Source organism: Nocardia pseudobrasiliensis NBRC 108224 (assembly GCF_001613105.1).
In the GTDB taxonomy this organism is placed as follows: Bacteria; Actinomycetota; Actinomycetes; order Mycobacteriales; family Mycobacteriaceae; genus Nocardia; species Nocardia pseudobrasiliensis.
Genome location: NZ_BDBS01000023.1, coordinates 49800 through 68830, shown reverse-complemented (window position 1 = coordinate 68830; position 19031 = coordinate 49800). Strand labels below are relative to the sequence as shown.

The window sequence follows — 19031 nt, the reverse complement described above, 5'->3', positions numbered from 1 at the left end:
GTGCCGGTTGTTTATTCGAGGCGGGGCTTATTCCGGATGGGATTGTTTTTCCGCGGCCGCGGTATGCAGCGCGCGCCGGGCCGCCGCGATGATCGGATGTCCGCCCGTCCCACGGCGATACGCCAACTGGGTGCGCCTGCGAATCGGCATGGGCGTCAGCACGACCTCCGCCGGTACGTCGAGCGCGCCCAGATCCGGTACGAACGCCACGCCCTGACCCGCCGCGACCAACGCCAGCACCGTGCCGAAATCATCGGCGTGGTGGCGGATGCGCGGCGCGAAACCCGCTGCCGCGCAGGAACGTATCGTCATGCGATGGCACAGCGTGCCGGGCGTGCCCGCGATCCAGGATGAATCGCGATGCGCGCCGAGCGTGTCCGGGGACAGCGCCGCCAGATGCACCGTCTCCTCCAGGAAAGGTTCGGTGGCCAATCCGATTTCGGGTTCGGCGGGCACATAGTCGTATTCCTGCAGCAGCGCGATATCGAGGGCATCGGCCCGCAGCGCATCGGCGGCATCGGCCGGATCCAGTTCGGAGACCAGCAATTCCAGCCGGGGATGGTCGCGGCTGAGGGCCACCAGTGCGGGGGACAGGATCGTGCGCACGGCCGTCGGAAACGCCCCGATGCGCAGCGCCCCGGTGAGTTCGGTTCGGGCGGCGGCGAGTTCGGCCGCGGCCTGTTCGAGAACCGCCAGAATCGTCTCGGCGTGGTCGACCAGTCGCACCGCGGCCGGGGTCAGCGTGACGCTGCGTCCGGTCCGCTCGAGCAGCGGCACCCCCGCCTCACGTTCCAGCGCGGCCAGCTGTTGAGAGACCGCCGAGGGCGTATAGGCCAGCGCCTCGGCCACGGCCGCGATCGTCCCGCGACGAGACAGTTCCCGCAGCAGGCGTAGACGCCGCGCATCGAGCATCAGCTGAGCTTACGCTCGACCTCAGAAACCGGCGATAGACGTGAAGCAATTGTGGCGTGAAGCTGAAACCATGCCGTTCTCGGGTTTGTACATCCCCCTGATCACACCGTTCACCGCCCAGGGCGAGCTGGCCGCCGAGGCCCTCGAGGCACTCGCCCACGACCTGCTCGACGCCGGGGCCGCGGGCCTGGTCGCCCTGGGCACCACGGGCGAACCGGCCACCCTCACCGCCGCCGAACGCCGCCGGGTGCTCGATATCTGCGGCCGCGTCTGCGCCGAACGCCGCGTCCCGCTGATCGCCGGAACCGGATCCAATGCGACCGCCGATTCGGTACGGGCGCTGGCGGAACTGGATTCGCGCGTCACCGCGGCGCTCACGGTCGTCCCCTACTACACCCGCCCCTCCGAGGAGGGCGTCGTCGCGCACTTCCGCGCGATGGCCGCGGCCAGCCCCGTGCCGCTGCTCGTTTACAACATTCCCTACCGCACCGGCCGCACCCTCGGCGTCGAAACCCTCTGCCGCCTGGCCGAACTGCCGAATGTCGCTGGCTTCAAGCACGCCGTCGGCGGAATCGACGATACGACGATCGCCTTCCTGAGCCGGACCCGGACCTCGGTACTGGCCGGTGACGATCTGTACGCCGCACCCCTACTGGCGCTCGGCGCCGTGGGCGCGATTCTGGCCAGTGCGAATGTCGCCCCGGCGGCCTACGCCGAACTCGTGGCAGCCTGGCGCGACGGTCCCGTCGAGCCCGCTCGCGCCCTGTCCCATCGCCTCGCACCCGTATCCGAGGCCCTGTTCGCGGAGCCGAATCCCGTCGTCACCAAGGCGGTTCTGGCCGCTCAGGGCCGCATTCCGAGTCCGGCCGTCCGACTGCCGCTGCTGCCCGCGAGCGATACCGCGCTCGCCGGGGCTTTGGACGCATTGGACAGGGTGCACATCTCAGCGTGATCATCACCGCGTGATGCGGCCGCTACGCGCGATAGAGTGAGCTGCACGTTCTACTCATTGCGGGGTGGTCGGATGAGTGTGAACCCGGTGGATTTCCGGCAGATCGAGGCGTTCGTCGCCCTCGCCGAAGAGTTGCACTTCGGCCGGGCGGCAGCTCGACTGCACCTCACCGCCGGGCGGGTCAGCCAGTTGATCCGACTGTTCGAACGACAGGTCGGCGAGCCGTTGTTCGCGCGTACCAGTCGTAAGGTCGAACTGCTGGCCGCCGGCGAGGCGCTGCTGGCCGAGGTGGAGCCCTGCTATCGGGAACTGCTGCAGGCGATCACGAATGCCCGGGCGCGGGCGCGCGGAGTGCGCGGGACGCTGCGGCTGGGTTATGTCATCACCATCGGCCTGGCCCGCGCGCATATGTACGTCTCCGCGTTCGAGCGCGAATACCCCGGCGTCTCGGTGATCACCCACCCGCTCAACGGTTTCGGGCCCGAATTCGACTTCTCGCTGCGCGATGTGACGGTGGATCTGCTCCTGCTGTGGTTCCCCGGCAACCCGGCCGAATACGCCGAGATGGAACCGGAACTGAGCTTCGGCCCGACCCTGCTCACCAGCCCGCGGGCCGTGGTCGTCAGCGCCGAACACCCGCTGGCACAGCGCGATACGGTCGATGCGGAGGAATTGGCCGACCATGAGCTGATCATGCCGCCGCCCTCGTTCCCGTCCTGGTTCATCGATGCCTGGGTTCCGCCGGCGACGCCGTCGGGTCGTCCGATCCGACGGCGATCGGTCATGTCGGAATGGGGAGTCGACTCGGCGGTCGACGCGATCGTGCGCACCAGGCTCATTCATCTGGCCACGTCGGTGCGTGTCGAGGGCCTGGCCCGCCCGGGCGTGGTCTTGGTCCCGGTGACCGGGTTACCCGAGTCCCATCTGATCCCGATTCACCGCGCCGAGGCCGATTCGGCCCTGATCCGCCGGTTCGTGGACGTGGCCAATCGGACCTGAACGTGCCGGTGTCATTCGACGATCAGCGATCCGGTCCCGGGTCGCCGCCGTCGCGATGCTGGCGGGATATGCGCCAGAGAAATTCGGGATCGTCGTCGGGGCCGACGATGTGCTTGCGTTGCGAGGGTTTCCGACCGGCGCCGAGGCGGTGCGAAGGTTCCGGTCCGAACGCCTTCCAGCACAACACCGCGACGGCCACCACCGCGATGAGTGCCAACAGGTACGTCACGTCGCTCACCTCCTGCTATCGAGGGTAATCGTGTGGCGTACCCGGGGCACGGACTACGTGGAAATCGGAGCTATACGCGAGTGGCCTCGGTGGTCAACGACTTCAACAGCTGCATGACCTCCGACTCACGGAAGCGGCGGTGGCCGCCTGGAGTGCGCAACGAGCCCAACCGCCCGGCATGCGCCCAGCGGGTGACGGTCTTCGGATCGACGTGGAACAGAGCGGCAACTTGGCCTGGGGTCAGGAGGGCCTCCTGGCCATTGACGGAACCCAACGTGCGGCTCGCCGCGGTGATCGCAGTCATTCGCAAACCTTTCCGTAATCGACAGTTCCCTCATCAGATAGCGACATCGTTGCACTGACACCCCCAGGTACTCGAACGATCTAACGTTGGTAAAGGGGAAGTAATAGACAAATCGGATATCCGTACGGCTTGGATTCGTCCGGTTATGACGCCACCAGCGAATATTCAGCGATTGGGATGGTTTGGACACCCGCCGAATCGAGCCGCCGCGGTCTCGTCGCCTAGGCTGGTCGCGTGAGTGACGCATCGCAACCGGACGCCGCCGCGGCCGATCGGACCCCCGCTTCGGCGGGTCGGCGGCTGGCGCGCAACCTGGTGTTCTACACCCTCGCCCGGCTGGTGCTGGTAGCGGTCCTCGCGGCCGTGATCGTCCTGATTTCGCGTTTGCTGAAGGTGGATATCCCACTGATCGTGGCGCTGTTGTTCGCGCTCGTCGTGGCCATGCCGCTGTCGCTGGTGCTGTTCAAGCGGCTGCGTGCCCGGGTCAATGAGGACATCGCCGCGGTCGACGAGAAGCGCCGCACCGACAAGGCCAAGCTGCGGGCCCGGCTGCGTGGTGAGGAGTCGGAGTGAAGTACTGCGATCGCAGTACTCCACGCGACTGGGTCGACAATGCCGTCCGGCTGATCGAGGCCGACGCGCAGCGCAGCGCCGACACCCATCTGCTGCGCTATCCACTGCCCCGCGACTGGGGCGTACAGCTGTATCTGAAGGACGAATCCACCCATCCCACAGGCAGTCTCAAGCATCGACTGGCGAGATCGCTGTTCCTGTATGCGATTTGCAACGGTTGGGTGGGTGAGGGCACCGCGATCGTGGAGGCGTCGTCGGGTTCGACCGCCATCAGCGAGGCGTATTTCGCGCGGCTGCTCGGCTTGGATTTCGTGGCCGTCGTACCCGCCAAGACCTCCCCGGAGAAGATCGCGCTGATCGAAGCTCAGGGCGGGCGTTGCCATTTCGTCGATCGGCCACCTGAAATCTATTCCGAGGCAGCGCGTTTGGCCCGCGAACTCGGCGGCCACTATATGGATCAGTTCACCCACGCCGAGCGGGCCACCGACTGGCGCGGTAACAACAACATCGCCGAATCCATTTACAGCCAAATGGCTTTGGAGGACAATCCGATTCCGGAATGGGTCGTGGTGGGCGCCGGGACGGGCGGTACGAGCGCCACCATCGGCCGCTATATCCGCTATCGTCGCCACGCGACCCGGCTCGCGGTGGTCGATCCGCAGAATTCGGCCTTCTACGGCGGCTACGAGACCGGCGACGCCGGATATCAGACCGGTATGCCCTCGCGGATCGAGGGCATCGGGCGCCCGCGTGTCGAGCCGTCGTTCCTCGGTTCGGTGGTGGACCGCATGATCGAGGTGCCCGATGCCGCGTCCATCGCGACCTGCCGCTATGCCAGCGTCGCGCTGGGCCGCCGGGTCGGCGGATCCACCGGTACCAATCTGTGGGGTGCGTTCGCGCTGATCGCCGAGATGCTCGCCGCCGGTCGCGCCGGCAGCGTCGTGACGCTGCTGTGTGACGGCGGAGATCGTTATGCCGGAACGTATTTCGACGACGTATGGGTCACGGGTCAGGGTTTGGACCTGACCGGGTCCGAGGCCGTGCTGGCGGAGTTCGCCCGCACCGGCGACTGGTCCGCGTAGTTCCCCGTTCTCCCGAAGCGAACAGTGTGAGATGTCAATTTTCGTTGACGCGCCCTCGATGTCAACGTAAATTGACGTACATGAGTGAAGCAACAACGCTGGCGGCCGCCGCGGGCAGCTCCGACCCCCAGGTCGGGCTGCGCGCCGTGCTCGCACTGCGTCGGCTGCTCGAACGGCTGGAGGCGATCCAGGTGGCCAATGCCCGCAACCAGGGCTGGTCCTGGCAGGCGATCGCCGACGCGCTCGAGGTCAGCCGCCAGGCGGTTCACCAGAAGTACAACCGGAGAGGCGGAATCCGCTGATGTTCGAACGGTTCAGCAAGTCGGCGCGCGTGGCGATCGTGATCGCGCAGGAGGAGGCGCGCCAATTGCATTCCCCCCGAATCGAAGTCGAGCACATTCTGCTCGGAATCACCGAATGTAAATCGAAAAGCGTTCAGAAACTGCTGGAGGACAACGGAATAACAACGCAGTCGCTGCGGCAGAAGTTGACCGAGAAGCGGACCGGCGAGCCGCTGGGCGAGGAGGACGCCGCGGCGCTGCGCTCCATCGGCATCGATCTCGACGCGGTGCGCGAAAGCCTCGAGGCATCGTTCGGCGAGGACGCCCTCGACCGCGCGGTCCCCACCGAGGAAAGCCGCTGGGCCCGTTTCGGTTTCCGCGGCGGCATGAACACCGGGCACATCCCTTTCACCAGGGATGCGAAGAAGGTGCTCGAACTGTCCCTGCGCGAAACCCTCGCCCGCGGCGACGACCGCATCAAATCCGGCCACGTCCTGCTCGGCATCCTGCGCGGCGCCAACCCCACCACCCGCGACCTGCTCGGCGGCGAACCGGGCATCCGCACCCTGCGCGAGGCGATACACGACCTGCTCGACGAGGTCGCGTAGTGGTTCACCTTCAAACCCCGCGACGCCGGAGGCGGCGCAGACAAACACAGCTACGCTGGCGGCATGGCTCTCCTGTTACGCCTGGTCATCAATGCCGTGGCCATCTGGCTCGCCGCCACCTGGGTGGACAAGATCGAACTGATCACCCCGGCGCACGACGGAACCGGCGGCAAGATCGTGGTGGTGCTGGCCGTGGCGTTGGTCTTCGGCCTGGTCAACGCGCTGGTCAAACCGATCGTCAAACTGCTGTCGCTGCCGCTGGTGGTCGTCACGCTCGGGCTGTTCCTGCTGGTGGTCAACGCGCTGATGCTGCTGCTCACCGCGAAGATCACCGAGACCACCGAATACGGCCTGCGCGTGCACGGCTTCTGGGCGGCGATCCTCGGCAGCATCATCATCACCCTGGTGAACTGGGTGCTGGGCGTGCTGGTGCCGGACGGAGACCGCGACTAGGCGATCGCCAGCGCGAGGGCGGTGAGGATCGACCACAGCAGCATCGCCAGGCCGGTATCGCGCAGCGAGGGGATCAACCCCGGGCCGTTCTGCCCGCCGCGCACGGGTGCGTTCGAGCGCACCGCCAGCGGGGCGGCTAGCAGACCGGCCAGCGCCCACGGCGTGCGCGCCACCAGCGCGAGCGTCGCCAGGAAGGGGATCACCAGCAGCGCCAGATGCAGTGTGCGCGTGCGGGTATCGCCGAGCCGTACGGCCAGGGTGGTCTTACCGGTTACCGAATCGGTCGGGATATCGCGCAGATTGTTGGTGACAAGCACCGCGCTGGAGAAGCAGCCGACCGCCACCGCGCCGACCACTCCGGCCCAGTCGATCCGCTGCGCCTGGACGAATTCGGTGCCGAGCACCGCGATGAGGCCGAAGAACACGAAGACCGCGATCTCGCCGAATCCGCTGTAGCCGTACGGTTTGCGGCCGCCGGTGTAGAACCATGCCCCCGCCAGGCAGATCAGTCCGACCAGCAGCAGCCACCAGGCCGTGGTGATCGCCAGGATCAGGCCGAAGACCGCGCCCACGGTCAGGCTCGCGATCGCCGCCGCGCGCACCGCGGCCGGACTGGCCGCGCCCGAGCCGACCAGGCGCAGCGGTCCGACCCGATTGTCGTCGGTGCCGCGCACGCCGTCGGAATAGTCGTTGGCGTAGTTCACGCCGATGATCAGGGCCAGCGAAACCAGCAGGCTCAGCAGGGCCTTCCACCACACCGCGGCGTCCAGCGAGGCGGCCGCGCCGGTGCCCACCAGAACGGGGGCGATGGCGTTGGGGAGGGTGCGGGGACGGGCTCCTTCGAGCCATTGTGCTGCGCTTGCCATGATCGGCAGCCTAATCCGCCCTCACGACTCGGCAAGCGTCCGCAGGCGTTCCAAACCCTTCTCGAAGTCGCGGCCGATCATCGAATCCATCGGAATCACCTTGGCCAGCAGTCCCATCGCGGCATTGCGCTCACCGACCATGCGCCAGCTCACCGCGGTGCCGGTGTCGGCGGGGGTGAGGCGGAAGGTGACCCGGTTGGTGGCGCGCCACGGCTTTTCGAAGCTCAGCCGGACGTCGATCGCGTCGTCGGTCACACCGGTGATCTCCATACTGCCGCGCCCGGCCTTGCGGTTGCCGTCCCACGCGTACTGCGCGCCGACCCCGGTTTCGGATCCGGTGTAGGTGCGCTGCAGATCGGGGTCCAGGCCCTCCCACGGCGACCATTGTTTCCATTCGCGAAAATCCACGATCAGTTCGCGGATGCGCGCGGGATCCGCGGCGATCACGGTTTCCCGGACTATTTCGAATTCGGCCACAGCGGGAGCGTAGGCGAACAATGGTGAGGTCGACGGGATGCGACGCGCACCCGCAATTGGTTGGACGACTCGCATACGATTGCAACAGCATGTCTGGAGATCACAGCGGTTCCCCCAGCGCCGCTACCACAGCCGCACGGGCGGAGTCCGGCGAATCCGTACTGGTCGGACTGCTGGGCGAGGTGGCCGTGCGCCGCGACGGGGAGCTCGCACCACTGCCCGGCGCGCGCGCCCGGCTGCTGGTGGCCGCGCTGGCCGCCCATCCGGGCCGCAGTCGCAGCGCGCAATCGCTCATCGACGACGTATGGGGCGAGCAGCCGCCGCGTGCCCCGATGAACGCGCTGCACACCCAGGTGTCGCGGCTGCGCTCGGCGCTGCCGGACGGGACGCTGGAGATCGGACCGGCCGGATATCGGCTCGCGCTGGGTGCGGACGAGGTCGATCTGACCCTGGCGCGCCGATTGGAACGGCAGGCCCGCGAGGTGCATGCGGCCGGAAATGATTCCGCGTGCCTGCAATTGGTGGCCCGCGCCCGCGCGCTGTGGCGAGGCGAACCCGCCGCGGATCTACCGGCGGGCCCGATCGCCGAGGAATTGGCGGATCTGGCCGCCACCCGCTGGCGCGCCCTGGACGAATTGGAACTGGCCTCGCGCGAGGCCGCGGGCGATTCGGCCGGTGCGGTGGCCATCGCGCGGGGCATCGCGGCCGCCGAACCGCTGGACGAGCCCGCGCACGCCACGCTCATGCGGCTGTTGGCGGCCGACGGGCGCAACAACGAGGCCCTGGAGGTCTTCGCGGGGCTGCGGGCGCGGCTGGCCGGTGAGCTCGGCACCGATCCGGGACCGGCGCTGGTGGCGCTGAATACCGCCATCCTGCGCGGTGATCCGATCGCGCCGACGCGGGCGCCCTCGCCCGGTCAGCGGGTGGCCTCGGCCCAGCACGCCACCGAACAGCCGCATCCGGAACCGGTCGGCGCGGCGGCCATCGGGCTGCGCGCGGCGCCGAATCCGCTGCTGGGGCGTGACGATGATCTGGCCGCGCTGGAACATTCGGTGCGCGTCAGCCGCGTGACCACCGTGCTCGGCCCCGGCGGCACCGGTAAGACGCGAGTCGCCAATGAACTCGGTGCGCGCGTGGCGCGGGAGTTGCCGGTGGTGCTGGTGGAGCTGGCCTCGGTGCGGGCCGATCCGACGCAGGCCAGGGCGGAGATCGAGGGCGCGATCAGCGCGACCCTCGGCATGAGCGAAATCAACCGGGACACAACGGCTTTGCGTGCGGGCAATATGCTCGACGGGCGACGGCGGCTGCGCGATGCGCTGTCGGCGCGGCCGATGCTGCTGATCCTCGACAACTGCGAACATCTGATCGATGCCGCGGCCGAGGTGGTCGCGGATCTGGTCGGCGCCTGTGAGCAACTCAGCGTCCTGACCACCAGCCGGGCGCCCCTGGCGATCACCGCCGAGGCGGTATATCCGTTGCCGCCCTTGGCTGTCGACGCGCACGGATCACCGGCGACCGAGCTGTTCGCCGCGCGGGCGCGCGCGGTGCGGCCCTCGGTCCGGTTGAATCCGGAGACCGTCGCGCGACTGTGCACCACCCTCGACGGGCTGCCCCTGGCCATCGAATTGGCCGCGGCCCGGGTGCGGACCATGAGCGTGGAGGATATCGAGGCCCGGCTCGAACACCGATTCGCATTGCTGCGCAGCGGCGATCGCAGTTCCCCCGAGCGGCATCGCACCCTGCACGCGGTGATCGAGTGGAGCTGGAATCTGCTCGACGAGCCGCAGCAGATCGCGCTGCGCAGACTGTGCCGATTCCCGGCCGGATTCACCCTTACCGCAGCGGAACTCGTCGCGGGCGGTGCTGACGTGCCGGATGTGTCCGCGGCCGTCGATGGTCTGGTGAGCCAGTCGCTGCTGTCGGTCATCGAGGACGACGACGCCGGTACCCGGTATCGAATGCTGGAGACCGTAAGGGAATTCGGCGAGGAGCAGTTGGTCGCCCGGGACGAGACCGATGCGTTGATGCGTCGAATGATCGACTGGGCCCGGCATTTCGTGATCGAGCTCGGCGATCTGTACGAGGCGGGTCTGCAGGTGCGGGCCGTGCTCGCACTCGGTGACGAGCAGGACAATCTGGCGGCTGTGCTGCGGTACGCGATCGAAATACACGACGCTGCAACGGTTTATCTCGTTTTTCCGACGCTCGGCATGTTCTGGATGATGCGTGGCGCTCATATGGAGCTGGAAAGCTGGGCCCAGCGCGTACTGCGGATCCCCCCGCCGGAGACCGTGCCGGATCAGCTGGCCGCCGATCTGCAGACCTACGCGCATGTGCTGGCGGCCTCGCAGGTGGTCCTGGCGGACCTCCGGCTGCGTGAATTCGCCGTACTGCGAATGCGGATGCGGCGTCTGCTGCGTTCGGATGCGGCGTTGTCGGAGCAGGCGCGCTTCATCGGCGGGGTGCTGTGTGTCGAACCGACGCCGATTGCGCTGTGGCGCAAGCTCGCCGACGGCACCCGGTCGGGGGACCGGGCGACCCGATGGTCGGCGTTGCTGTTCCGCGCGAATATGGCCGAGAACTCGAGCGATGTCATCGGGTCGATGCGGGACTCGTTGCGGGCGCTGGACGAATGCGATCCGGACGATGTGTGGGGCGAGGCCATGCTGTGCCAGCATCTGGGCCAGCTGACGGCCCAGACCGGCGGATATCGCGAGGCGACGGGGTATTACCGCCGGGCGGTGGATGGGCTGCTCGTCCTGCGGTCCTACGACGAGAGCGTCGAAATTCGCAGCGCCCTGGCGATGTCGCTGATCGGGATCGGCGATCTGGCCCAGGCCCGGCGGGAACTCGAGCTCGCGGCCGGATTCGTCGACGGCGCTCGCGGTCCCGACGATCCGGTGGCCAGGCCCAATCATCGGCTCGCGGCGGTACGCGCCGGGTGGGGTGAACTCGCTCTCGCGGAGGGGGACGTGGCGGGTGGTCTGCGGCGTTTGCGGACGTCGCTGGAGCTCTACGGCTGGCCGCTGCAGATCACGGGTCCGGGGCCCGGCGATATCATCCGCGCCGCCGAGGTGCTCGACGCCCATGTGCTGTACGGGCGGACCGACGATGTACCGGTCCTGGCGCAGCAGATCATCGACGCCACGCTGGAGCGGCTGGCGCAGTACATGGATCTGCCGCAGATCGGTTCGGTCGCCTGCGCGGTCGGCTCGTATCTGCTGTCGGTGGACCGGCATCCGGACTGTGCACGAGAGCTGCTGATACTCGCCACGAAAGTCCTTGCCCGGCAGGATGCTCCGACGATGCGGCTGGATCGGCACGTGACGTTGCACAGCGCGGTCCTGACCGGCCCGGTGGTCGAGGCCGCACGGCGGCGGGCCGCCCGGACCGGTCGGCGCTCGATAGCCAAGCGAATCATGGTGCTGCTGGCCGAAATCAGCGGCAGGCTGGACCGATGACTATGTCCGCCAACCGGTTTCCTGGTTGGCGGACATAGTCGGTACCGCGGTCATGCCCGGCGCATGTACGCCCGGATCGCCAGCGGGCCGAAGATCGCGATCACCACGACCGAGCCGATCAGGCACCAGGCCAGATTGCTGCTGTAGACATTGCCGTTCATCAGCTCGCGGCACGAATTGACCATGTAGTAGATCGGATTGACCTTGTTCAGGCCCTGCATCCAGCCTGGCATCGTGCTCACCAGGGCGAATGCACCGGACATGAAGGTCAGTGGGAACATGATCATCATCGAGATGCCCTGCACCGCGGCGGCGCTCTTACCGGTGACGCCGACCAGCGCCCAGATCCAGCTGATCGCGAACGAGCAGAACACCACCACCAGACCCGCGACCACGACGCCCGCGACGCCACCCGCGGGGCGGTAGCCCAGGATCAGCCCCATGCCGATGGTCAGGGTCGTGGCGATGCCGTAGCGGACCATATCCGCGATCAGCGCACCCGCCAGGGCCGAAACCCGGGCGATGGGAAGGGATTTGAAGCGGTCGAAGACGCCCTTGTCCATATCCTCGCGCAGCTGCGTGCCGGTGACGACCGAGGTCAGCACGACGGTCTGCACCAGGATGCCCGGAATCAGGACGGGCAGATAATCGTGCACATTGCCGCCGATGGCGCCGCCGAAGATGTAGGCGAACAGGGCGGTGAACAGGATCGGCTGCACGGTGACGTCGAACAGCTGTTCCGGATTGTGCTTGATCTTGAGGATGCCGCGGTAGGCCATGGTCAGCGAGTTGGCGAGGGTCTGCCGCAGGCTGATGTGGTTGCTTACCTCGGGAATCGCGGCTCTGACCGCGTGGCGTCCCGAGGTGGGCGCGGTGATGGTGGTGGTCATGCTGCACTCGTTTCGGTGTCGTCGTTCTGATCTTCGGCGCCGTGCCCGGTGAGAGCGAAGAACACCTCGTCCAGGCTGGGTTTGCTGACGGTGATCTCGTCGACGCGAATATCGTTGTCGCGCAGTCGGATCAGGAGATCCGCGGTCACGCCGGGATCGTCGAGCGGGGCGGTGATCCGCCCGGCCTCGGGGGTGATGGTCGCCTCGACGAACTTCCCGCTCGCCCGGGAGAGGAATTCGCCGATGATTGTGCGGGCCTGTTCGATTCGGCCCGGATCGGCCAGCGTGATCTGGAGCGCGGACATTCCCACCGACGCCTTGAGCTGGTCGGAGGTGCCGTCGGCGATGACCCTGCCGCGGTCGATCACCGCGATCCGGTCGGCCAGCTGGTCGGCCTCGTCCAGGTACTGCGTGGTGAGCAGCACGGTCGCGCCCTCGCGGACCAGTCGCCGGATGGTCTCCCACATCTGGGCCCGCGTGCGCGGATCCAGCCCGGTGGTCGGCTCGTCGAGGAACAGCAGCGGCGGGGTCGCGATCAGGCTGGCGGCCAGATCGAGTCGGCGTCGCATACCGCCGGAGAAGTTCTCCAGGGCCTTGTTCGCGGCCTCGGTCAGCCCGAACTCCTCGAGCAGATCATTGGCCCGCCGACGCGCGTCGGCCCGGCTCAGCCCGAGCAGGCGGGAGAAGATGATCAGATTCTCGGTGGCCGACAGCTTCTCGTCCACGGAGGCGTACTGCCCCGTGACCCCGATCAGCTGCCGGACCGCCGTGGGCTCGCTCACCACGTCGTGCCCGAAGATGCGGGCACTGCCGCCGTCCGGGCGCAGCAGTGTGGCGAGCATGCGAATGGTGGTGGTCTTCCCGGCTCCGTTGGGTCCGAGCACGCCGTAGACAGCGCCCTGCGGCACCGTCAGGCTCACGCCATCGACCGCTCGCTGCTCCCCGAAGACTTTGACCAGCCCGTCCGCCTCGATAGCGAGAGCATCAGCAGGTGCGTAAGAAGTCATGCTCCTACTGTGCCGAGCAGGTCTTGCACCACCCTTGCACGAACATTGCGCCCACCCCCCAAGCCGTCTTGCACACGAGCGGTTACCTCTATAACCAGGGTCAGCGCGCCGATTCGGAGATCAGCAGATCGCGCAGCCTGATCCGGTCCGGCTTGCCCGGACCTCGCATCGGGATCTCATCGATGATGGCCAATTCGCGTGGGGCGGCGATGGCGTCGAGTTCGGCGTTCACATGGTCGCGAAGTTCGTCCAGGGTGGGGACCGTGCCGGGAGTGGGCACCACGGCTACGGCCACGCGCTGGCCCAGGCGATCGTCGGGCAGGCCGAGGACGACCACCTCGCTGACGGAGGGGTGGGTGGCCAGGACGGCCTCGACCACCTGCGGGATCACCAGCAGGCCACCGGTCATGATGGCCTCGTCCAGGCGACCCGTGATGCGTAATCGGCCGTCCTCGAGGATTCCCGCGTCGTCGGTGCGGAACCAGCCGGGTTCGGCGAAGGCGGGATGGTCGGGCAGGCCGCGATAGCCCTTGGCGAGCATCGCGCCGCCGAGTAGCACCCGGCCGTCCTCGATCCGGACCTCGCCGCCCGCGAGCGGAATACCGTCGTAGACGCAGCCGCCGCAGGTCTCGCTCATACCGTAGGTGCGAACCACATTGACTCCGGCCAAGCGCGCCCGCTCGAGTACGGGGGCGGGCGTGGCGGCGCCGCCGACCAGCACCGCGTCCAGGGCGGCCAGGGCCGCCACCCCGGCGGGCTCGTCGAGTGTCTTGATCAACTGCGTGGGCACCAGCGAGGTGTAGCGGCGCGGACCGGTCATTCCGGCCACAGCCGAGGCCAGTCCGCTGGGCAGAAATCCGTCGGAGACATCGAGGACCGCCGGTTCGGTTCCGGCGAGAATGCTGCGCAGCAGCACCTGGATTCCGGCGATGTGATGCGTGGGCAGCGCCAGCAACCACTGGCCGGGTCCGCCCAGCCGCTCGTGGGTGGCCTCGCCGCTGGCCCGCAGCGCGTCGTGGGTGAGCATCGCGCCCTTGGGGATTCCGGTCGTCCCGGAGGTGGTGACCACCAGGGCCACCTCGTCCTCGATCGGCTCGCCCGGGCGCAGCGCGCTCGACAGCCGGTGTGATTCTCGACGGTCACCGGTCGGGATCGGCAGCCAGGCCGGACCGTTGCCGTCCAACGCTTCCCGGAGGTGCGGCAGAACGTCGCCCACCGCGGCACCGGTGGGCATGGGAAGGGTCCGCAGGGTACTGCTCACGTTCGCGATCGTGTCATGTCGAGGTCGGCGACCCGCGCACGGGTCCGTCTCCCTTCGTCGGTCGGGGGATCGGGATCAATCGGACGTCGGTGTCGCCAGCGGCCATCCACCGGCTGCGAGCCGGGAGGCCACCCGAGCGATATCGTCCTCGCCGGGCTGTTCCTTGGCAACTCGGGAGATGGCGTCGGCGATCTCGTGCCGGGCGATCTCGTCGTCGCCGTCGCGCTCGCTGACCAATTCCTCGACGATGATCCGCACCTCGTAGTCGGTGAGGCGGCGATGCAGCACCGCCAGCAGCGCCACATAGTCCGAGCGTGGAATGCCCTGTGGATAACCCGCTTTCAACCAGCCGAGCACCTTGGCCAGCACCGACTGCGACGCCTCGGAGCTGTCGTCGCGCTGGGGTCGATCACGATCGTCGGTCACGGGTAATCCTTTCGGCGGTCACTGTCCGAACAGATGGATGCCGAGCCGGCTCGCCAGAAAGGCCTTGGCGACGAACAGCACTCCCGCGATCACGGCGGCCAGCACCACCGCATAGCAGGCTACGGCGAGGGCGGCGGCCGAGCGACGGCGTACGACCGTACCGTCGGCGAGCTGCTCGCTGCGGGACTGGAAGCGCACGCCCAGCGCGAAGATCGCGGGCAGCCCGGCCCCGAACAGCAGCGCCGCCAGGGTGACCCGCAGCAGTTCCTTCAGATCCGTGACGAGCGTCTGCATCAGGCCCTCCCCGCCGATTCGGTTTCCGGCAGCACCGCGGCCGTGGTGCCGGCCGCGGCGTCCGACGGTTCGGTCCACTCGGCGTTGACATTGGCGGCGTGCACCGGGGTGCGCCGCGAACGCAGATACATCAGGCCCGACAGCACGATCAGCAGCGCGAATACCACCAGCACGCCCGGGAATCCGCCGATGCCGTGGGCCAGCGCCCAGCAGATCGCGCCGACCAGACCGGCCAGCGGCAGCGTGAGCACCCACGCCACGACCATCCGCCCGAGCACGGTCCAGCGCACCTCCGCGCCGGGCCGCCCGAGTCCGGTGCCGAGGATCGCGCCGGTCACGGTCTGGGTGGTCGACAGCGGCAGACCGAAATGCGCCGAGGTGAGAATGATCGCGGCACTGGTCGATTCGGCGGCCAGGCCCTGCGGCGGGGTGATGTCGACCAGGCCCTTGCCCAGCGTGCGGATGATCCGCCAGCCGCCCAGCGAGGTGCCGGCGGCGATCGCGATCGCACAGGCCACGATGACCCACAGCGGCAGCGGATCGGTCGGCTGCCGCGAACCGTAGGCGATCAGGGCCAGGAAGATGATTCCCATGGTCTTCTGGGCGTCGTTGGTGCCGTGCGCGAGCGAGACCAGCGAGGCCGAACCGATCTGACCCCAGCGGAAGCCGCGATCGACCACGCGCTGCTCACTGCCGCGGGTGAGCCGATAGACCAACCAGGTGCCGACCGAGGCGACCAGCGCGGCCACCACCGGCGCCAGCAGCGCGGGCACGATGATCTTGGTCAACACGCCCTTCTGTCCCGCCGACCAGATCACCCCGCTCCAGCCCAGGGCGGCGATGGTCGCGCCGATGAGCCCGCCGAACAGCGCGTGCGAGGAACTCGACGGCAAGCCGAACAGCCAGGTCAGCAGATTCCACAGAATGCCGCCGACCAGTCCGGCGAAGACGATCTCGAGCAGATCCGGCCCGCTGACCTCGTCCAGGCGGACGATGCCCTCGGCGACGGTGGCCGCGACCTCCACGCTGAGGAACGCGCCGATCAGATTCAGCGCACCCGACAGCACGACCGCGGCCCGGGGGCTCAGGGCGCCGGTGGCGATGGAGGTGGCCATCGCGTTGGCCGTGTCGTGGAAGCCGTTGGTGAAGTCGAAGACGAGTGCGGTGACGACAACGATGAGCAGAACCAATAGTTCGGCGGTCACGTCTCCAGTGTGCGTTATGGATCCGTTAACGACATTGCCAGGTGGCCGTTGAGTCCCGTATGTCGGGATGATATTGCGAGTCGGCGATGCTGCCGGTTCGCTGGCTCAGCCGTCGCGGGGCGGTCGGGTATCGCGGCGCAGCGGATGGTCGGCCGGAACCTCTACCAGCACGATCGGCGTGCCGTCGGGGTCGCGCAGCCACATCTCGACCAGTCCCCACGGCTCGCGAACCGGGGTGCGATCGATGGCGATTCCGCGCAGGGCGAGTTCGGCGGCGGTGTCGTGCACGTCACGTACCTGCAGCCACACCGCGCCCGCGAAATCGGCGGGCGCGTCCGGGCGGCGGCCGTGCGCGGCGACCTCGATCAGCGACTGCCCGGCATAGAACACCGTGCCGCCCGGATACTCCCGGGCGATCGCCAAACCCAGTCCGTCGCGGTAGAACTCCAGAGTTCGCTCATAGTTCGCCGGTCGCAGAATGACCCGACTGCTGAGAATCTCCACGCACTCAGAAGTACCAGGGGAAGGGCGACCAGTCCGGCTTTCGCTTCTCCAGGAACGAGTCCCGGCCCTCGATCGCCTCATCGGTCATATAGGCCAGCCGCGTGGCCTCCCCGGCGAACAGCTGCTGGCCGACCAGCCCGTCGTCGGTGAGGTTGAAGGCGTACTTCAGCATGCGCTGGGCCTGCGGTGATTTGGCCAGGATATCGGCGGTCCACTCCAGCGCCTCGTCCTCGAGCCGGTCGTGGTCGACCACGGCGTTCACCGCGCCCATCTGGTGCATCTGCTCGGCGGTGTAGGGGCGGCCGAGGAAGAAGATCTCGCGGGCGAACTTCTGGCCCACCATCTTCGCCAGATACGCGCTGCCGTAGCCGCCGTCGAAACTGCCCACATCGGCATCGGTCTGCTTGAACCGGGCGTGCTCGCGGCTGGCCAGCGTGAGATCGCACACCACGTGCAGACTGTGCCCGCCACCGGCCGCCCAGCCGTTCACCAGCGCGATGACCACCTTGGGCATGAACCGGATCAACCGCTGCACCTCGAGGATGTGCAGCCGCCCCGCCCGCCCCTTCTCGACGGTGTCGGCGGTCTCGCCGCTGGCGTACTGATAACCGTTGCGCCCGCGAATACGCTGATCGCCCCCCGAACAGAACGCCCACACCCCGTCCTTGGGGCTGGGCCCGTTACCGGTGAGCAGTACCGCCCCGACATCCGCACTCATCCGCGCGTGATCGAGCGCGCGATACAACTCGTCCACGGTGTGCGGCCGGAACGCATTGCGCACCTCGGGCCGATCGAACGCGACACGCACGGTCCCCTGCTCGACATGCCGGTGATAGGTGATGTCGGTCAGATCCTCGAACCCCTGAACGGGCTCCCACAGCTTCGGATTGAAGGTCACTGGGCTAGTTTGGCCTCCGCTTCGCTCCGGCGTGTTCGCGGCCCTGAGTCGCGAACGGTCGCTCGAGGCGCGAAAGATCCCCGATTGCCGCGCCAGCTACCGGTCAGTTGCGTTGGACGGCGTAAGAATTCAGGTTAACGTGCAGGTGTGAGTGAGCGAGTGGAACCGGTTATCGACGCGAGCGCAATTGATCCGGATCGCTATGAGAAGCACGGTGGGTTTCCGAAGGTCACCGGGGTCGAGCCGGGGCCGCATTTCGGGCCGTTCGTCGAGGCGATGCGGACGCTGCAGGATCTGGCGGTGTCGGTGGACTGTCCGGATGAGGCGTTCGCGGGGGCGCTGGACAAGGCGCGGGAGCTGATCGAGTTCCTCGAGCCGTATCGGGCGCCGGAATTGCGGGGTCCCGCGGGGCGAGTGGTCTCGCTGCCGGGGCGCGGCAGCCTGCTCATGCCGCCGTGGCACACCGTCGAGGCGGGACCGACCGGAGTGCGGATGCGCGGGCGGTTCCGTCGGTATCACCTCGGCGGCAACGGCGCGGTGCACGGCGGCGTGTTGCCACTGCTTTTCGACGATCTGTTCGGCGCGCTGGTGCACTATGCCGGTCGTCCGATCAGTCGCACCGCATTCCTGCACGTCAACTACCGCAAGATCACTCCGTTGGAGGTTCCGCTCGTGGTAGAGGGCACTGTCGACCGCATCGACGGGCGCAAGACTTTCGTAAGCGCAAGGCTGCGAGACGAATCCGAAACACTGCTCGCCGATTGTGAAGGACTGATGGTGCAATTGCTGCCCTGGCAGCCTTAGCGAGTTGCGGGAGTGTGCCTGGTTCGTCCGGTGCGTATAGTTGCGGGCGCTCGCTCATCGAAAAACTATCCGGAGGAACCTGAAAGTGGTTGCTGCACTGTCTGAATCCCTGCTCGATGACGCCAAGCGCTCGGCCTTCCTCGCCGACGCCCAGCAGGTTCTGGACGCGGAGGTCTCGGACAAGGGTGGCGCGTCCGGCCTCGCCGTGAAAGGTGCGTACGCGGCGGCGAAGAAGGTCAGCCCGACCATCGTGCCGGAGGCGCTGGAGTCGTTCGCGCCCAAGTTCGTCGACAGCCTGGAGCCGTTCTGGGCCGAATTCAAGGCAACGGGTAACGGTCGGTTCGCCGATCTGCTGGTGGCCAAGCAGGACGAGGTTTCCGAAGCGCTGCTCGCGGTGACCGACGCCCGTGCCGACGCCTCCTCGCGCCCCGCCCTGAAGAAGGCCTACTCCGCTATCCGCGGTTCGGCGAAAAAGCATGTCGCCGAGTCCCTCCCGCGGCTGGGTGATCTCATCCAGAAGCACGCCGGCTGATCGGTACTCGGCG

Annotated in this window: 23 protein-coding genes; 10 read left to right on the top strand and 13 right to left on the bottom strand. The window is 67.7% G+C overall.

What is annotated here, in order from left to right:
• Nucleotides 1–27: 27 nt before the first annotated feature.
• Nucleotides 28–912 (bottom strand): LysR family transcriptional regulator, encoded by an 885-nt coding sequence (locus tag NP4_RS19040; RefSeq protein ID WP_067999552.1) that lies wholly within the window; start codon nucleotides 910–912, stop codon nucleotides 28–30.
• Between the two features lie 70 nt (nucleotides 913–982).
• Between NP4_RS19040 and dapA the strand changes: the two genes are divergently transcribed.
• Both dapA and NP4_RS19030 read left to right on the top strand, forming a co-directional pair.
• On the top strand, nucleotides 983–1864 hold the full coding sequence (dapA, locus tag NP4_RS19035; RefSeq protein WP_067999824.1) for a 4-hydroxy-tetrahydrodipicolinate synthase: 882 nt from the start codon (nucleotides 983–985) through the stop codon (nucleotides 1862–1864).
• Nucleotides 1865–1936: 72 nt separating this feature from the next.
• On the top strand, nucleotides 1937–2863 hold the full coding sequence (locus NP4_RS19030) for a LysR family transcriptional regulator (protein WP_082876000.1): 927 nt from the start codon (nucleotides 1937–1939) through the stop codon (nucleotides 2861–2863).
• 22 nt (nucleotides 2864–2885) lie between these two features.
• On the opposite strand, the gene NP4_RS19025 is transcribed toward NP4_RS19030, so the two are convergent.
• Both NP4_RS19025 and NP4_RS19020 read right to left on the bottom strand, forming a co-directional pair.
• Nucleotides 2886–3092 (bottom strand): hypothetical protein, encoded by a 207-nt coding sequence (locus tag NP4_RS19025; RefSeq protein WP_062513534.1) that lies wholly within the window; start codon nucleotides 3090–3092, stop codon nucleotides 2886–2888.
• Between the two features lie 70 nt (nucleotides 3093–3162).
• On the bottom strand, nucleotides 3163–3396 hold the full coding sequence (locus NP4_RS19020) for a BldC family transcriptional regulator (protein ID WP_062513434.1): 234 nt from the start codon (nucleotides 3394–3396) through the stop codon (nucleotides 3163–3165).
• A gap of 234 nt (nucleotides 3397–3630) precedes the next feature.
• Between NP4_RS19020 and NP4_RS19015 the strand changes: the two genes are divergently transcribed.
• The 5 genes from NP4_RS19015 (at nucleotide 3631) to NP4_RS18995 (ending at nucleotide 6393) form a co-directional block, all read left to right on the top strand.
• Nucleotides 3631–3969: a DUF4229 domain-containing protein gene (locus NP4_RS19015; protein WP_067999551.1), complete on the top strand. Its 339-nt coding sequence runs from the start codon at nucleotides 3631–3633 to the stop codon at nucleotides 3967–3969.
• Nucleotides 3966–5051, top strand: a complete 1086-nt coding sequence (gene cds1 / locus NP4_RS19010; RefSeq protein WP_067999549.1) for an L-cysteine desulfhydrase Cds1 — start codon at nucleotides 3966–3968, stop codon at nucleotides 5049–5051. Before NP4_RS19015 ends, cds1 begins: the two co-directional genes overlap by 4 nt.
• 80 nt (nucleotides 5052–5131) lie before the next feature.
• A complete protein-coding gene (locus NP4_RS19005) occupies nucleotides 5132–5353 on the top strand; it encodes a helix-turn-helix domain-containing protein (RefSeq protein WP_067999546.1) in 222 nt (73 codons plus the stop codon).
• Complete coding sequence (locus tag NP4_RS19000) at nucleotides 5353–5940, top strand: Clp protease N-terminal domain-containing protein (RefSeq protein WP_067999544.1); 588 nt, start codon at nucleotides 5353–5355, stop codon at nucleotides 5938–5940. Before NP4_RS19005 ends, NP4_RS19000 begins: the two co-directional genes overlap by 1 nt.
• A gap of 63 nt (nucleotides 5941–6003) precedes the next feature.
• On the top strand, nucleotides 6004–6393 hold the full coding sequence (locus tag NP4_RS18995; protein ID WP_062513424.1) for a phage holin family protein: 390 nt from the start codon (nucleotides 6004–6006) through the stop codon (nucleotides 6391–6393).
• On the opposite strand, the gene NP4_RS18990 is transcribed toward NP4_RS18995, so the two are convergent.
• Both NP4_RS18990 and NP4_RS18985 read right to left on the bottom strand, forming a co-directional pair.
• Nucleotides 6390–7259 (bottom strand): 1,4-dihydroxy-2-naphthoate polyprenyltransferase, encoded by an 870-nt coding sequence (locus NP4_RS18990; protein ID WP_067999542.1) that lies wholly within the window; start codon nucleotides 7257–7259, stop codon nucleotides 6390–6392. The two genes, NP4_RS18995 and NP4_RS18990, sit on opposite strands and share 4 nt — an antisense overlap.
• Nucleotides 7260–7280: 21 nt before the next feature.
• Nucleotides 7281–7736 carry an SRPBCC family protein gene (locus tag NP4_RS18985; protein WP_067999540.1) on the bottom strand — a complete coding sequence of 152 codons (456 nt, stop codon included), beginning with the start codon at nucleotides 7734–7736 and terminating at the stop codon, nucleotides 7281–7283.
• 89 nt (nucleotides 7737–7825) lie between these two features.
• On the opposite strand from NP4_RS18985, the gene NP4_RS18980 reads away from it, so the two are divergent.
• Nucleotides 7826–11197 carry an AfsR/SARP family transcriptional regulator gene (locus tag NP4_RS18980; RefSeq protein ID WP_082875998.1) on the top strand — a complete coding sequence of 1124 codons (3372 nt, stop codon included), beginning with the start codon at nucleotides 7826–7828 and terminating at the stop codon, nucleotides 11195–11197.
• A 50-nt stretch (nucleotides 11198–11247) separates the two neighbouring features.
• Here NP4_RS18980 and NP4_RS18975 read toward each other — a convergent pair whose 3' ends face one another.
• The 8 genes from NP4_RS18975 to NP4_RS18940 all read right to left on the bottom strand — a co-directional run bounded on the left by NP4_RS18975 (nucleotide 11248) and on the right by NP4_RS18940 (nucleotide 17682).
• On the bottom strand, nucleotides 11248–12087 hold the full coding sequence (locus tag NP4_RS18975; protein ID WP_067999538.1) for an ABC transporter permease: 840 nt from the start codon (nucleotides 12085–12087) through the stop codon (nucleotides 11248–11250).
• Nucleotides 12084–13094 carry an ATP-binding cassette domain-containing protein gene (locus NP4_RS18970; protein ID WP_067999536.1) on the bottom strand — a complete coding sequence of 337 codons (1011 nt, stop codon included), beginning with the start codon at nucleotides 13092–13094 and terminating at the stop codon, nucleotides 12084–12086. Before NP4_RS18970 ends, NP4_RS18975 begins: the two co-directional genes overlap by 4 nt.
• Nucleotides 13095–13194: 100 nt before the next feature.
• Nucleotides 13195–14328, bottom strand: coding sequence for an o-succinylbenzoate--CoA ligase (menE, locus tag NP4_RS18965; RefSeq protein WP_067999535.1), 1134 nt, complete (start codon nucleotides 14326–14328; stop codon nucleotides 13195–13197).
• Between the two features lie 102 nt (nucleotides 14329–14430).
• Nucleotides 14431–14781 (bottom strand): DUF3349 domain-containing protein, encoded by a 351-nt coding sequence (locus NP4_RS18960; protein ID WP_067999533.1) that lies wholly within the window; start codon nucleotides 14779–14781, stop codon nucleotides 14431–14433.
• A gap of 18 nt (nucleotides 14782–14799) precedes the next feature.
• The gene (locus NP4_RS18955) at nucleotides 14800–15075 is read right to left on the bottom strand and encodes a hypothetical protein (protein ID WP_067999531.1); all 276 of its coding nucleotides are present in this window, start codon (nucleotides 15073–15075) and stop codon (nucleotides 14800–14802) included.
• Nucleotides 15075–16280, bottom strand: coding sequence for an inorganic phosphate transporter (locus NP4_RS18950; protein WP_067999529.1), 1206 nt, complete (start codon nucleotides 16278–16280; stop codon nucleotides 15075–15077). Before NP4_RS18950 ends, NP4_RS18955 begins: the two co-directional genes overlap by 1 nt.
• A gap of 105 nt (nucleotides 16281–16385) precedes the next feature.
• Nucleotides 16386–16784, bottom strand: coding sequence for a VOC family protein (locus NP4_RS18945; RefSeq protein WP_067999526.1), 399 nt, complete (start codon nucleotides 16782–16784; stop codon nucleotides 16386–16388).
• Between the two features lie 4 nt (nucleotides 16785–16788).
• Nucleotides 16789–17682 carry a 1,4-dihydroxy-2-naphthoyl-CoA synthase gene (locus NP4_RS18940; RefSeq protein WP_067999524.1) on the bottom strand — a complete coding sequence of 298 codons (894 nt, stop codon included), beginning with the start codon at nucleotides 17680–17682 and terminating at the stop codon, nucleotides 16789–16791.
• Nucleotides 17683–17829: 147 nt separating this feature from the next.
• Between NP4_RS18940 and NP4_RS18935 the strand changes: the two genes are divergently transcribed.
• Nucleotides 17830–18486: a PaaI family thioesterase gene (locus NP4_RS18935; protein ID WP_067999522.1), complete on the top strand. Its 657-nt coding sequence runs from the start codon at nucleotides 17830–17832 to the stop codon at nucleotides 18484–18486.
• 85 nt (nucleotides 18487–18571) lie between these two features.
• The gene (locus tag NP4_RS18930) at nucleotides 18572–19018 is read left to right on the top strand and encodes a DUF6918 family protein (RefSeq protein ID WP_067999520.1); all 447 of its coding nucleotides are present in this window, start codon (nucleotides 18572–18574) and stop codon (nucleotides 19016–19018) included.
• The last annotated feature ends 13 nt before the right edge of the window (nucleotides 19019–19031 follow it).